Origin of the sequence: Streptomyces mangrovisoli (genome assembly GCF_000974985.2) — a bacterium.
Classification (GTDB): Bacteria; Actinomycetota; Actinomycetes; order Streptomycetales; family Streptomycetaceae; genus Streptomyces; species Streptomyces mangrovisoli.
The window spans coordinates 44570-58844 of sequence record NZ_LAVA02000005.1 but is presented as its reverse complement, the minus strand read 5'-3'; the positions used below and the strand labels follow the sequence as shown (position 1 = coordinate 58844).

At 73.9% G+C, this 14275-nt stretch carries 10 protein-coding genes and 1 pseudogene; 1 reads left to right on the top strand and 10 read right to left on the bottom strand.

Annotated elements, in window-relative coordinates:
• Window positions 1-24: 24 nt before the first annotated feature.
• The 6 genes from efeB to WN71_RS03285 all read right to left on the bottom strand — a co-directional run bounded on the left by efeB (window position 25) and on the right by WN71_RS03285 (window position 6737).
• Window positions 25-1326 (bottom strand): iron uptake transporter deferrochelatase/peroxidase subunit, encoded by a 1302-nt coding sequence (gene efeB, locus WN71_RS03310; protein ID WP_046583738.1) that lies wholly within the window; start codon window positions 1324-1326, stop codon window positions 25-27.
• Window positions 1327-1334: 8 nt separating this feature from the next.
• On the bottom strand, window positions 1335-3779 hold the full coding sequence (locus tag WN71_RS39475) for a copper resistance protein CopC (protein WP_046583739.1): 2445 nt from the start codon (window positions 3777-3779) through the stop codon (window positions 1335-1337).
• A gap of 13 nt (window positions 3780-3792) precedes the next feature.
• Window positions 3793-4251 carry a copper chaperone PCu(A)C gene (locus WN71_RS03300; RefSeq protein WP_046583740.1) on the bottom strand — a complete coding sequence of 153 codons (459 nt, stop codon included), beginning with the start codon at window positions 4249-4251 and terminating at the stop codon, window positions 3793-3795.
• Window positions 4248-4898 (bottom strand): SCO family protein, encoded by a 651-nt coding sequence (locus WN71_RS03295; protein WP_046583741.1) that lies wholly within the window; start codon window positions 4896-4898, stop codon window positions 4248-4250. Before WN71_RS03295 ends, WN71_RS03300 begins: the two co-directional genes overlap by 4 nt.
• Before the next feature lie 98 nt (window positions 4899-4996).
• On the bottom strand, window positions 4997-5731 hold the full coding sequence (locus WN71_RS03290; RefSeq protein ID WP_046583742.1) for a YcnI family copper-binding membrane protein: 735 nt from the start codon (window positions 5729-5731) through the stop codon (window positions 4997-4999).
• Window positions 5732-5855: 124 nt separating this feature from the next.
• The gene (locus tag WN71_RS03285; RefSeq protein WP_046583743.1) at window positions 5856-6737 is read right to left on the bottom strand and encodes a hypothetical protein; all 882 of its coding nucleotides are present in this window, start codon (window positions 6735-6737) and stop codon (window positions 5856-5858) included.
• 211 nt (window positions 6738-6948) lie between these two features.
• Here WN71_RS03285 and WN71_RS39470 point away from each other — a divergent pair, with 211 nt between their 5' ends.
• Window positions 6949-7392 carry an ATP-binding protein gene (locus tag WN71_RS39470; protein WP_079177621.1) on the top strand — a complete coding sequence of 148 codons (444 nt, stop codon included), beginning with the start codon at window positions 6949-6951 and terminating at the stop codon, window positions 7390-7392.
• A gap of 15 nt (window positions 7393-7407) precedes the next feature.
• On the opposite strand, the pseudogene WN71_RS03280 reads toward WN71_RS39470, so the two are convergent.
• From WN71_RS03280 to WN71_RS03265, 4 genes and pseudogenes are all read right to left on the bottom strand, one after another.
• Window positions 7408-8622, bottom strand: a pseudogene (locus tag WN71_RS03280) (MFS transporter); the annotation flags it as partial.
• A gap of 142 nt (window positions 8623-8764) precedes the next feature.
• The gene (gene pdxR, locus WN71_RS03275; protein ID WP_046583744.1) at window positions 8765-10141 is read right to left on the bottom strand and encodes a MocR-like pyridoxine biosynthesis transcription factor PdxR; all 1377 of its coding nucleotides are present in this window, start codon (window positions 10139-10141) and stop codon (window positions 8765-8767) included.
• Window positions 10142-10219: 78 nt separating this feature from the next.
• Complete coding sequence (locus WN71_RS03270; RefSeq protein ID WP_046583745.1) at window positions 10220-11695, bottom strand: aminopeptidase P family protein; 1476 nt, start codon at window positions 11693-11695, stop codon at window positions 10220-10222.
• A gap of 563 nt (window positions 11696-12258) precedes the next feature.
• Window positions 12259-13665, bottom strand: coding sequence for a PP2C family protein-serine/threonine phosphatase (locus WN71_RS03265; RefSeq protein WP_046583746.1), 1407 nt, complete (start codon window positions 13663-13665; stop codon window positions 12259-12261).
• Window positions 13666-14275 lie beyond the last annotated feature (610 nt).

The window sequence follows — 14275 nt, the reverse complement described above, 5'->3', positions numbered from 1 at the left end:
CCCACGGGCGAGAGGGTGCATCCCTCAGCTCTCCAGCAGCCGCTGCCCCACGTACTCGCCCTTCGCCGCCCCGCCGGGCACCGCGAACAGGCCGCTGGCCTCGTGCCGGATGTACTTCGACAGCGCGTCGCCCCGGTCGAGCTTGCGCTGCACGGTGACGAAGCCGCGCAGCGGGTCGGCCTGCCAGCAGACGAAGAGCAGGCCGGCGTCCGGGGTGCCGTCCGCCTCGTAGCCGTCGTGGTAGGAGAAGGGGCGCCGGAGCATCGCCGCGCCGCCGTTGCGGTCGGGCCGGGTGATGCGGGCGTGCGCGGTGAGCGGAACGACGTAGTCCCCGTTCTTGTCGACCTTGTCGAGGTCCATCGCGGTCGTCTCGGTCCCGCCGGACAGCGGGGCGCCGTCGGACTTGCGGCGCCCGATGACGGCCTCCTGCGCGCCGGGCGACAGCTTCTCCCAGTCGTCGAGCAGCATCCGGATACGGCGTACGACGGCGTAGGAGCCGTTCGCCATCCAGGCCGGGTCGCTCGACCCGGAGGCCGGGACGAAGATCCGCTGGTCGAAGTCGGACTCGGACGGCTTGGGGTTGCGGGTGCCGTCGATCTGACCCATGAGGTTGCGCGCGGTCATGGGGTGGGCGGTGGCGCCGGGCGAGCGGTTGAAGCCGTTCATCTGCCAGCGGATCCGGGCCGCGTCGCCCGCGTCCTTCTGGATCGCGCGCAGCGCGTGGAAGGCGACCAGCGCGTCGTCGGCGCCGATCTGCACCCACAGGTCGCCGTCGCTGCGGGACCTGTCGAGGTGGTCGGAGGAGAAGTCCGGCAGCGGGTCGAGCGATGCCGGGCGCTGCTTCTCCAGGCCGGTCCGGGAGAAGAAGCCGTGCCCGAAGCCGAAGGTGACCGTCAGGGACGAGGGGCCGGCGTCGCGGGCCACGTCCGTGTCGTCGTGGTCGGCGGCCTCGCCCGCCATCAGCCGTTCGGCCGTCGCCGACCAGCGCCGCAGCAGGGAGGCGGCCTGGGTACGGCCCGCGCCGGGCGTCAGGTCGAAGGCGACGAGATGGCCCTTGGCCTGGAGGCCCTCGGTGATGCCGGGCTGATGTTTCCCGTGAAACATCGCGCGGTCGGCGCCGAGCGAGGTGAGGGGGGTGGCGGCGGCGGGCGCGGAGGCGTAGCCCGCGGCGGCACCGGCCGCGCCGAGCACCAGCCCGGTCGCGCCCGCGGTGCCGAGCAGCCGCCGCCGGGAGACGCCCTCGCGGGCGTTCTCGGCGGTGTCGGGCGCGGCACCGGACGCGTCGGCGGCGGCGGTGCGGGCCCGAGGGACGGACTTTTCAGGCATGGGTGCGTTCAGCCGATCTGCGCGTTCTTGGAGATGGTGACCTGGTCGATGTCGGAGGTGCGCACGGTCACGGCGACCTTCCAGCTGCCGGACAGCGGGAGCTGGACCCCGGTGGCCTTCCAGTGCCCGGTGGCGACATGGTCGGGGGCGACGGTCAGCGGGCCGATGTTCCTCGTCTCCAGGGTGAAGGCCACCTTCACCTCGGGGATGTCGAAGGCCCGCCCGTTGGGCCGCTGCACGTAGAGGTCGAGTGTGTTGGGGCCGGTGGCCGCGGGGTCGAGGTCGAGCCGTACGACGCCCTTGCCGTCCGTGCCGCCGGTGTCGAAGGACATGTCCAGGGTCAGCGCGGCGCCGGAGGGCGAGGTGGCGCCGGACGACGAGGACGCGGCGGCCTTCGCCGCGTCGACCTGGGCCACGGTGCGGGCGGGCTCGGTCTGGGTCAGCACGGTGGTGACGGCGAGCAGTACGACCGCGATGCCGGCCTCCGCGAGCACGGAGTGGCGCAGCCCGAAGCGCTGGGGATCGGCGTCCCGCAGCCGCTTGCGGCGGGCCGACTCCCGCGCGGCCTCCTGCCGGGCGAGCTGCGCGGCCCGGGGGGAACCGTCGCCGGAGCCGGCGGCCGCTTCCGCTGCCTCGCCCGCGCGACCGGAGTCCCCGGCCGGACCGTCCCCGGCCGCACCGCCCGCGACGGACGCGCCGCCCGTGCCCGGCGCGGCGGACGCGCCGCCCGTGCCGGACCCGGCGGAGGCGGGGGCCGTGCCGGATGCGGGGGATGCGCTGCCCGTGCCGGACAGGCCGCTCGTGCCGGACCCGGCGGAGGCGGGGGCCGTGCCGGATGCGGGGGATGCGCTGCCCGTGCCGGACAGGCCGCTCGTGCCGGACCCGGCGGAGGCGGGGGCCGTGCCGGATGCGGGGGATGCGCTGCCCGTGCCGGAGGGGCTGCTCGTGCCGGACCCGGCGGCCGTGCCGCCCGCATCGGAGGCCTCGCCCGGAGCCCCGGGCTCGGTGCCGGAGGCCACGTCGGTGGAGACGGCAGCGGTCCCCGCCGCGGACATCCCGGCCCCGGCGGAACTCCCGGCCCCGTCAGAGCCTTCCGCGGCGGAGGTGCCCCGCCCCGCGGGCACCATGGCCACCGCGGGTTCGGCGGTCTCCCCGGACTCCGGGGCGGCTTCCTCGACCTCTCGGGTCTCCCCGGCCTCGAAGGCCTCCGCCGCCTCCCCGGCGGGAGCCGTCAGCCGTCCCGTCCAGCGACGCGACACCGTCGCGATGGCGACCATCGCCGTCACGAGTCCGATCTTGACCAGCAGCAGACGGCCGTACGACGTGTCGACCAGCGCCGACCAGGAGCCCAGCTGGCGCCACGACTGGTAGGTGCCGGTGGCGATCAGCGCGAGCACGGAACCGAACGCGAGGCGGGAGAACCGGCGCACGGCGGCGGCCTCGATGGGGGCCTCGGCGGGCGCCCGGTAGAGCGCCACGAGCAGGGTGACGAGCCCGCCCAGCCAGGCGGCCACCGCGAGCAGATGGACCACGTCCACGGGCATCGCGATCCCGGGCTGGAGGCCGGTCGAGGCGTGTTCCGCCATGGCCCAGCTCGCCGCGAGCCCGGCCGCGACGACCCCGCCGCCGACCGCGAGCCCGAACGTCAGGTCCCGCTTCTCCTCGTCCTCGCGCTTGTCGTACGCGCCGAACAGGACGGCGATGAACAGCGCGCCTGCGGCGAGCAGCAGCAGCCGGGAGACGAGGGCCGCGCCGGGCTTGGTCTGGAGCACCTGCCCGAGCAGGCCCAGGTCGAAGACGTCCCCGACCTTCCCGGAGGTGGTGTAGGAGCCGCGCAGCAGCAGCAGCGCGAGGGTGGCGCCGGTCAGCGAGAGCCAGCCGGAGACCACGAGCCGCTGCACGGCCCGCACGCCGGAACCCCGCTGCCAGCAGGCGAGCACGAACGTCGCGCCGCCCACCATGAGGATGAAGCCGGCGTAGGAGACGTACCGCCCGAAGCCGTAGAGCCAGCCCACGACGCCGCCGCCGACGGCGGGGGACGACGCGGAGACCGCGGTCGCGGACGGCTTGCCGACGGAGAAGGTGAGGGCACCGGAGACGGGGTGACTGTCGGCGGAGATCACCTGGTAGGTGATGGTGTAGGTGCCGTCGCCCAGGCCGCTCTTGAGCTGTATCGCGTAGGTGGTGCCGCCGGTGTTGGCCGGCTTGCCGACCTCCACGTGCCGGCCCTTGGGGTCGAGCACGCGCAGCGAGTCGTCGCTCATCGCCACCCTCTCGGAGAAGGTGAGCGTCACCTGCGTCGGTGGCTCGGTGACCACCACCCCCTGCTGGGGGTCGCTGCCGAGCAGCGCGGCGTGCGCGGAGGCCGGCGCGGCACCGGCCAGCAGCATCCCGGCGACGGCCAGGAGCAGCAGCACCAGGGTGCGTGCGCGGGGGGTGATGGTCTGCGTCACGGTGGTCCCTCCGTCAGTGTCCGGTCGCCGGGTTGTACGTGGCCGACTTCACCGGCATCTCGACGGTGAGCGGACGGGACTTCGCGAAGTGCAGCTTCAGGGTCACCGTCTGGCCCTGCTTCAGCTGCCGCCTGAGGTTCTCGAACATGAGGTGGTTGCCGCCGCTCTGGAACACGAGCTGCCCGTGCGCGGGCACCGGGAGGGCCTTGACCTCCTTCATCGACTGCCCCACCGTCTCGTGGACGGTGACGCTGCCGGCCGCGTCGCTGGTGACGGAGGTCAGCTCGTCCTTCGTGCCGCCCTTGTTGGCGATGGTCAGGAAACCCGCCGCCATCTCGGCGGTGACGGGCTGCGGCATGTAGGAGGAGCTGACGGACAGTTCGGCGGCGGAGGAGCCGTCCGAGCCGGACCCGCAGCCCGCGAGCAGCAGCGCGCCCGCGAGGGCGCAGCCGGGCACGGTCAGGCGGTTCACGGGTTCTCCCCCTTGATGAGCTTGGGGAGGTCCTTGGTGTAGTCGTCGACCGTCGCGTCCTGGTCGTAGAGGACGTAACCGCCGTCGGTCTTCGGCGAGAACGCCACGACCTGGGTGCCGTGCACCGAGACGGTCTTGCCGTTCTTGTCCTTGGTGGTCGGCTCGATGGAGATGCCCATGCTGCGGGCGCCGGCCTGGATGGTGGCGAAGTCGCCGGTCAGGCCGATGAACTGGGTGTCGATGCCCTTGAGCCAGGTGCCGAGTTCGCTGGGGGTGTCCCGCTTGGGGTCGGTGGTGACGAAGACCACGCGCAGCTCGGCCTGCTCGGCCTTGGGCAGCGCCTTCTTGGCGACGGCGATGTTGCTCATCGTCAGCGGGCAGATGTCGGGGCAGTGGGTGTAGCCGAAGTAGATCAGCGTCGGACGGCCCTTGGTCTCCGCCCGCAGGTCGTACTTCTTGCCGTGGGTGTCGGTGAGCACCAGGTCGGGCTTCTCGAACGGTGTGTCGAGGACCGTCGCGGCCTTGTGCGAGGTGTCCTCGGACACGACGGCGACCGGGCTGTCGCCCTTGTCGCCGCTGCCGCACGCGGACAGGGTCAGAGCCGCGGCGGCCAGCAGCGCGGCCACGGCGAGGGTCTTCTTGCGCATAGCGAAATCCCAGGGGTGAGAGCTCCGGTGCGCACCGGGGGCGTACGGCGGATACGACAGAGTTGCACGCCCCCGGCGCGTCAGACGGCGGTCGGGTCTCAGACGGTGGTGCGGCGGCGGCCGGCGAACACGCCGTAGGCGACACCCGCCACCCCGGTCGCGATGCCCACGCCGCCGAGGACGCGGGCGGTGGTGTCACTGCCGGAGGAAGAGGAGTCGGCGGCGGTGGTGGCGCCGGTGGACTTGTCGGACGTGTTCTCCGCGGCGGTCGAGCCCGCCGCCGCGGTGTCCTCGGTGGCGGCGTCGGTCAGTTCGAGCACCGGCGCGGGGTTCTCCGGCTCCTCCTGGCCCTTCTGCTGCACCTCGATCCAGCGGACGACCTCCTTGTCGGAGTACGTCTGCAGGGCCTTGAAGACGAGCTGGTCGGTGTCCTCGGGCAGGGCGCCGAGGGAGAGCGGGAACTTCTGGAAGTAGCCGGGCTCGATGCCCTTGCCGTCGGCGGTCCAGGTGACCTTGGTGACGGCCTCGGTGATCTTCTTGCCGTGCATCTCGATCGGCTTGGCCAGGGTGGACCTGGTGACCTGCACCTTCCAGCCGGCCACCGGCTGCGCCAGCACGGAGGCGAGCGGGTGGTCGGTGGGGAAGCTGACCTCGACCTTGGTGGTCGAGGCGTCGTCGCGCTCGTTGGGGACCTTGAAGTCCACCACCGCGTAGCCGCCCTTGGCGGCCGTGCCCTCGGCCGCGACGCTGACGTGCGCGAAGGAGGGGGTGGCCAGGGAGAGGACGGCGAGACCGGCGACGGCGCCGGCGGCGGCGAGACGAGAAGCCTTCATGCGCGGAGAACTCCACTTCGAGTGAGTGTTCGTGAGGGAAACGCGCGGCCGTGGGCGCGCGCGTGGGACGGCCGCACGACGGCGGCCTCCTCCCGAACGGTTCGGTGGAGCGGTCGCGGTCGTGTCAGGCGGCGAGGACGAGCGCGGCGGCCGGCGGGCCGCGCCGGATCACGGTGTGCTGGAGCGCGACGGTGCGCGGCTCGGGTACGGCGAGCGGCGCGGTGCGCGGCGGGCGCGGGCCCGTCCCGGGCGCCGTCGGCAGCCCGGCGCACAGGGCGCGGGTCAGGGCGAGCGCGGCGCGCAGGGAGCGGGCGGCGGCCGTCTCCGCGACGGAGTGCGCGGAGGTCGCCGACAGTTCGATCAGCCGCAGCAGGGCCAGGTCCCCGCGGCGCAGCAGCCATCCGGCGGCCACGGCGGCGAGGAGGTGGCACAGCAGCATCGGCAGGGAGGGCAGCAGCGAGGCCAGGGTCGCGTGCGCGACGGCCGTCCGCCCGCCCGCGGTGCCGCCGACGAGCGTCCCCGTGGTGGGGTCGTAGAGATGCGCCTGGGTGAGCAGTTCCCGCGCGCGGTCCGGGGTGACGGCCGACGCGGTGGTCCCGCACAGCAGTCGCGCGGCCCGCGCGATCAGGGTGGCGTCGGTCACGGAACCCGACCCCGTGGAATCCGTCAGGCCCATGTTCATGCCCGCCATGCCCGGGGAGCCCCCGGACGCCGTGCCGGAGGAGGCCAGTTGCTGGCCCAGTCCGAACAGCGTGTGCAGCACGGTCTGCCCGAGGGCGAGCAGCACCGCGATCCCCGGCAGCGCGCGGGCGCGCCCGGCGAGCGGTATCGCGACCACGAGCGTCCCCGCGAAGCCCGCCCCGAGCGCCCACAGCGGAACGGTCCCGCAGGAGGCGAGGGTGTGACCGGCCGCGGCCAGCACGACGCAGACCGCGGCGAACACCGCGGCCCGCAGGGTCCGCAGCCCGTCTGCGGAGCGCGTCGCGCGCGCGTGAGGGGCACTCATGGCGGCCCCATCATCGCACTGGCCCCCTCCGCCCCGGACGGCAGGTCCACTTGATGCCGTACGACGGGAACATCACGATTCGCCACGCCATACACCGTTCAGGCCCCCGACGCATCCCCCGTATGGGCGGCGTCACGTCAACTGGGTGCTTACGCCGGGCCACTCGGGGCAAACGTAACGGTATGTCGAGCCGCGGCCTGGAGGCTGGAGCATGAGCATCTGGTGGTCACTCCACTTGCGCCGTGACGCCGCGAGCGTGCCCCTGGCCCGGCGTCTGCTGATCGGCACGATGGAGACCGCGGGCGTCGATCCCGACGTCTCCTACGACCTCTCCGTCGCCCTCAGCGAGGCCTGCGCCAACGCCGTCGAGCACGGCGGGGACGCGCCGGGCCCCGGTTCGGAGGCGTACCGCGTCACCGCGTACCTCGACGGCGAGAAGTGCCGGATCGAGGTCACCGACTCCGGCCCCGGACTCGGCCGCACCCCGTCGGCCCGGCCGGTCCGCGTGGACGCCGAGCACGGCCGGGGCCTCTTCCTGATCCGTGAACTCGCCGACCACGTCCACATCGGCGACAAGCCGGGCCGGGCCGGGACGATCGTCAGCTTCGACAAGATGCTGAAGTGGAAGAAGGACCCGTCGCTGCTGACGGCGTGAGCGCCGCGCGCCCGGCCCCGCCGCGCGCCGCGCCGCCGGTCCCATCGCGTACGACGCCCCGACGGTGACGGCGCCCAGCAGCAGCCACCCCGGCGTCCCCCCGTCCACCAGCAGCCAGGTCAGCAGGAGCGGGCCGAGGGTGCGGGCGACGGTGACACCGGTGCCGAACAGGCCCTGGTACTCGCCCACCCGGTCGGCCGGGGCCAGGTCGAAGGAGAGCTGCCAGGCGCCGGCCGACTGGCCCGTCTCGGCGGCCACCTGAAGCACCGCGCCCAGCACCAGCGCCCCGGCGGCCCACAGCGCCGACCCGCCCGCCGACAGCGCGAACACCCCGCACGCGGCGGCCATCAGCAGACCGGAGCGGCGCAGCGCCCGGGTCGCGGTCGCAAGGCCCCGCACCCCGCGCGCCACCCGCACCTGGAACGCCATCACCGCGAGGGTGTTGAGCACGAACAGCGCCGACACCAGCCAGACGGGGGCGCCGGTCCGCTCGGTGATCCACAGCGGCAGCACCAGGCTCAGCAGCGGCATCCGCAGCAGCAGCACGGTGTTGAGAAGCGCCACGAGCGCGTACGGCCGGTCCCGCAGCACCCCGAGCCGTGCCGGCCGGCGCACCGCCGACGCCGTGCCCGTCGCCGCACCCGGCGCCGATGTCGGCCGTGCAGGGCCCGGCGCCACGGCCGGCAGCGCGAGCAGCAGCAGCGCGCACCCCGCGAAGGCCACCGCGTCCAGCAGGAACACCGCCCGGTACGCCTCCCGCGTCCCCGCGCGCAGCGCGAGCCCGCCGAGGCCCGCGCCGACCGCGAGGCCCGCGTTCAGCGTCGCCTGGAGGCGGGCGAGCAGCCCGGTCCGCTCGTCCGGCGTGACCAGCCCGGCCAGCAGCGCCTGCCGGGCCGCCGCGAGCCCCGACTGCGCGGCCGCGTACCCGCACGCGACGAGCACGAACGGCACGAAGCCGCGCACCACCGTGAACCCCGCCACCGCTACCGCCGTGGCCAGCGCCAGCAGCACCGCCGTGCCGCGCGCCCCGCGCCGGTCGGCGATCCGCCCGAGTGGCACGCCCACCAGCGAGCCCACCGCCCAGCCCACCGTCAGACCGAGCCCCACCCGGGTGGCCGGGAGACCGGCGACCTGCGTGAAGTACAGCGCGGAGGTCGTGTAGTAGGCGCCGTTGCCGACGGCGTCGGTGAGCTGCGCGAGGGCCAGGGTGCGCTGCGGTCGATGCGTCATACCGACGACGTTAGGGAGCGGATGGACCTGCCGACAGAACCAATCCGCCGCGCTTCGAGTGGTCCAATCGAGAGTGGTGTCCGATCGAGAGTGGTGTCCGATCGAGAGTGGTCCGATCGATCCCCCCGCGCTTCGGCCGCCGTCACCCGCCCGCGCCCGCCAGCACCGTCCCGAGCGCCTCCAGCGCCTCCGGGTAGGCCCGTTCCCGCGGAGTGCCGTAACCGACGACGAGACCCTGCGGGCGCCCCTCGGCGTCCGGCTCGTGCCAGTGTTCGCCGAGGCGGCCCACGGCGAGGCCCGCCCGCTCCGCGCGGGCCAGCACCGCGTCCTCGTCGTCGACCTCGACCAGCGCGTGCAGCCCGGCCGCGATCCCGCGCACCCGGTGGCGGGAGCCGAGCCGGGCGAGCAGCTGGTCGCGGCGTCTGCGGTAGCGGAGCCGGCAGGCGCGCACATGGCGGTCGTAGGCGTGCGAACCGATCAGCTCGGCGAGGGCCAACTGCCCGATGGACTCGGTGTGGTGGTCGCTGTGCAGCTTCGCGTCGGCGACCGCGTCGACCAGGTCCGGCGGCAGCACCATCCAGCCGAGCCGCAGCGCGGGCCCCAGCGTCTTGGACGCGGTGCCCAGGTAGACCACCTGACCGGGGGCCATGCCCTGGAGCGCGCCCACCGGCTGGCGGTCGTAGCGGAACTCGCCGTCGTAGTCGTCCTCGACGATCAGCCCGCCCCGCTCGCGGGCCCACTCCGTCAGCGCCCGGCGCCGCTCCGGGTGCAGGGTGACGCCGGTCGGGTACTGGTGGGCGGGCGTGACCACCACGGCCGCCGCGTCGCCGAGCCGGTCGGCGCGGGCGCCGCGCTCGTCCACCGGCACCGGTACGACCGTGCCGCCGGCCCGCCGGACCACCTCGCGGTGGAACGGCAGCCCCGGGTCCTCCATCGCGATCCCGGCGCCCTCCAGCACCCGGGTGAGCAGCGCCAGCCCCTGGACGTACCCCGAGGTGATCACGATCCGCTCGGGCGGCGCGAGCACCCCGCGCGCCCGGCCCAGATAGCCGGAGAGCGCGGTGCGCAGTTCGAGGCGGCCGCGCGGGTCGCCGTAGTCGTAGGCCAGGGACGGCGCCGTGGCGATGGCGCGGCGCAGCGCGCGCAGCCACGCGGCGGCCGGGAACGCGCCGACGTCCGGGCTGCCGGGGCGCAGGTCGAACCGGGGCGCGCGGGCGCGGGCCGTGCGGTCGGGCTGCCCGGTGTCGACGGAGGGCAGCGACGCGACCTGGGTGCCCGAGCCCTGACGTGCGGTCAGATAGCCCTCGGCGACGAGCTGGTCGTAGGCCGCCTTCGCGGTGCCCCGGGAGATGCCGAGTTCGGTGGCGAGCCGCCGGGTGGCGGGCAGCCGGGTGCCCGGCGCGAGCCGGCCGCCGCGCACGGCGTCCCGCAGCGCCCGCTCCAGACCGGCCCGCCGCCCGTCACCGGCGTCCGGTTCCAGGTGCAGGTCCACACCGACGCCGGACCAGAAGTCGTCCACGATCCCCCCATGCGGCTGCGTTCGCTCCCGACAGACCGATGGCCGGGTACCCGCGGTACCCGGCCATCGATCCCCGGCTCAGCCCTTCAGCGAAGCCATCCAGCTCTCCACCTCGTCGGACCGCCGGGGCAGCCCGTCCGAGAGGTTGCGGTTGCCGTCGGCGGTCACCAGGATGTCGTCCTCGATCCGCACGCCGACGCCGCGGTACTCCTCCGGCACGGTCAGGTCGTCGGCCTGGAAGTACAGGCCCGGCTCGACGGTCAGCACCATGCCCGGCTCCAGCACGCCCTCCACGTACGTCTCCGTGCGCGCGGCGGCGCAGTCGTGGACGTCCATGCCGAGCATGTGGCCGGTGCCGTGCAGCGTCCAGCGGCGCTGGAGGCCGAGCTCCAGGACGCGCTCGACCGGGCCCTCGACCAGGCCCCACTCGACGAGCTTCTCGGTGAGCACGCGCTGCGCGGCGTCGTGGAAGTCGCGGTACTTGGCGCCCGGCTGCACGGCCGCGATGCCGGCCTCCTGGGCCTCGTACACGGCGTCGTAGATCTTCTTCTGGATCTCCGTGTACGTGCCGTCGATCGGCAGGGTGCGGGTGACGTCGGCGGTGTACAGCGTGTGCGTCTCGACGCCCGCGTCGAGCAGCAGCAGGTCGCCGGAGCGCACCGGGCCGTCGTTGCGCACCCAGTGCAGGGTGCAGGCGTGGGCGCCGGCGGCGCAGATGGAGCCGTAGCCGATGTCGTTGCCCTCGACGCGGGCGCGCAGGAAGAACGTGCCCTCGATGTAGCGCTCGCTGGTGGCCTCGGCCTTGTCGAGGACCTTCACGACGTCCTCGAAGCCGCGGACGGTGGAGTCGACGGCCTTCTGGAGCTCGGCGATCTCGAAGTCGTCCTTGACCAGCCTGGCCTCGGAGAGGAAGACCCGCAGCTCCTCGTCGCGCTCGCCGGTGACCTTGTCGGCGAGGGCCGCCTCGATGCCGGCGTCGTAACCGCGCACCACGCGGACCGGGCCGGTGGCCTCCTTGAGCTTCGCGGGCAGCTCGCGCACGTCGGACGCGGGGATGCCGTACAGCTTCTCGGCCTCGGTGAGGGAGTGGCGGCGGCCGACCCACAGTTCGCCCTGGCCGGAGAGCCAGAACTCGCCGTTCTCGCGGTCGGAGCGGGGGAGCAGGTAGATCGTCGCGGCGTGGCCGTCGGCGGTCGGCTCCAGGACGAGGACGCCGTCCTCGGTCAGGTTGCCGGTCAGGTACGCGTACTCGACGGAGGCGCGGAAGGCGTACTCCGTGTCGTTCGAGCGGGTCTTCAGGTTGCCCGCGGGGACGACGATGCGCTCGCCCGGGAAGCGCGCGGACAGGTCGGCGCGGCGGCGGGCGGTGTGCTCCGCCTGCTCGACCGGCTCCAGGCCGTGCAGCTCGGTGTCGGCCCAGCCGGAGCGCATGCTCTCGGCCAGCTCGTCGGACACGCCCGGGTACAGGCCGTTCTTGCGCTGCTTGATGGGCTCCTCCTGGGGCTCATCGCCGGCAGTCTCCGGGGTCTCCGGGAGCTCTTCCGCCACGGTCATCCTCCTTGCTACGGCACTGGACCGGCTTCCATCGTACGGTCGTGCGGAAGGGGGTCCTGGGCCGGAGTGACTCTTACCGGTGCGGGGGCGCTGCGCGCGGGCTGCTGAACCGTGGTGCAGGAGCGGCTTGGCGCGCGGCGGATGGGCGGCTGCGGGCCGGTGACCGCTGATCGCGCAGTTCCCCGCGCCCCTGGGGTGTTCTGGCCGGTGGGTCTCCGTGGGCCGGTGGGGGTTGGTCGCGCAGTTCCTCGCGCCCCTGGGGTGTTCTGGCCGGTGGGTCTCCGTGGGCCGGTGGGGGTTGGTCGCGCAGTTCCTCGCGCCCCTGGGGTGGTCCGGGGGGTGGGTCTCCGCGGGTTCGTCGTGGTTGCTCGCGCAGTTCCCCGCGCCCCTTGCGGGGGCTTCGGTGGTCGTGCCCCGTCAGGGGCGCGGGGAACTGCGCGATCAGCCCCCACTGAGCCGCAGATTTCCAGGGGCGCGGGGAACTGCGCGATCAGCCACCACGCGGCCGCGGGTTTCGAGGGGCGCGGGGAACTGCGCGAGAGGGCTTCGCCGGCCGTGGGGGGTCAGTCGAAGCGGGCTGCCAGGAGGACCACGTCCTCCTCGCTGTCCGCCGCGTCCAGCCCGTCCGGCAACATCGTGCGCAGCACATGATCGGCGACGGCCGCAGGCTCGCCGCGCAGCGACCGCGGTACCCCCGCCGCCGCCGCGTGCAGCCGGGCGAAGGCCCGGTCCGTCGCCTCGCCGGTCCGACGCAGCAGCCCGTCGGTGTACAGCAGCACCGTTTCCCCGGCCTCCGCCTGGAACTCCACGCTCGGCGCCTCCCAGCACGCGAGCATCCCGAGCGGCGCCGACACCGACGTCTCCGCGAACTCGGTGCGCCGCTCACCGACCAGCAGCGGCGGACAGTGCCCGGCCCCGGCCAGCGTGATCTTGCGCAGCGCGGGCTCGCAGTAGGCGAACAGGGCGGTGGCCGAGCGCGCCGGCTCGGTCAGCCGCAGCAGCAGCTCCAGGTCGGACAGGACCGCGACCGGGTCCTCGCCCTCCATCACGGCGTACGCCCGCAGGGACGCGCGCAGCCGGCCCATGGCCGCGACGGCGCTGGGCCCGGAGCCGGTCACCGAGCCGACGGCCAGCCCGAGCGCGGCGTCCGGCAGCGGCAGCGCGTCGTACCAGTCGCCGCCACCGCGCGGCCCGGTCCGGTGCCGGGCGGCCAGCTGGACGCCCGCGACCCGGGGGAGCCGGGACGGCAGCAGTTCCTCGGCCAGCACGGCCAGATCCGCGCGGGCGCGCCGCACGTCCAGCAGCCGGGCCAGGTGCTCGGCTGCGTGCCGGGTGTACAGGCCGACCAGGTGCCGCCGCCGCTCGTCCGGTTCCGCGGGCTCGTCGTACAGCCACACGGCGGCCCCGAGGCGGCCCGCCGCGTCGGTGGCGAGGGGCAGCGCGTAACTCGCGGCGTACCCGAGGCGCGCCGCGACCTCGCGGTGGCGCGGGTCGAGGCCGTCCTCGGCGAGCAGGTCGGGGCAGACCACCTCGCCCTCCCCGCCGGGCAGCCCGTCGAGGATCTTGCCGTACGCCATCGAGCCGCGCGGCACGGTCTCGATGTGCCCGAGCTCGGCCCGGCCGAGGCCGAGGCCGATGGTGGTCGTCGGACCGAGCCCGTCGTCCGGCTCCAGCACGACCAGCCCGCGCCGGGCACCGACGAGGGCGGATCCGGCGCGCAGCAGTTCCTGGAGCGCGTCGTCGAGCGAGGCCGTGCGGGCCATCCGCTCGGTCAGTTCGTGCAGGGTCGTGAGATCGGAGACCCAGCCCGCGAGGCGGTCCTGGAGCAGGACGCCCGGTCCGGGCCCGGCGTCGGCGCCGGTGCGGTCGGGGACGGTGTTCGAACCGAGCGCGGCCGGGGTACCCGGGGCTGCGGGCGCGGGCGCGACAGTGTGTGCGGGTGGGGGAACCGTTGAGTCGATTCCGGCCACTTTCGGAGGGTGCGGGGCACTCATGGCATCCGGCTTTCCGACCGGTGCTTACTGCTCAAAAGCATCGCAAACCCCCATGTCATTCTGCGTCGCAGCAGTGTCTCCACATGTACACGCACTCGTAAGGGGATGTCCAGCATTGTCCTGCCGGGATTCCTGGTGTCCGTGGGCTTTGTGCGCAATGGCTCCGGACCCCTTGCAGAAAAGCAAAGTTGGCTTAAAACTGACTCGGGTATGGGCTCATTGCGGTCGACTGGGCTTGCTCGACGGAGCGTCACAGCGGTCGTGATGGGTACGTACTCGGTGAAGGCCAGGGGTGGTGGGGGCCACCCGGAACCTGGCGACGGACCCGGGCGTCTTAACCACCGACGACCGTGCCCCATCCTCCCGTGGCGGAGGCGGAGAGAAATACGCGGAACCGCAAAACGCCAGGCTTCGCCACCCCCACGCCGCAGCCGTGGTTCTGTTAGACGCACTATGGACGCGGACGCAGCCAACGCTCTACCCACAGGGGTTCCCCTTGCCACGCGCAGGGGTGTGATGCGCCAACAGGTACGCACAGTGAAGTGATCGACACATGATGTGATGTGGTCCACGGTGTTGCCAGCGG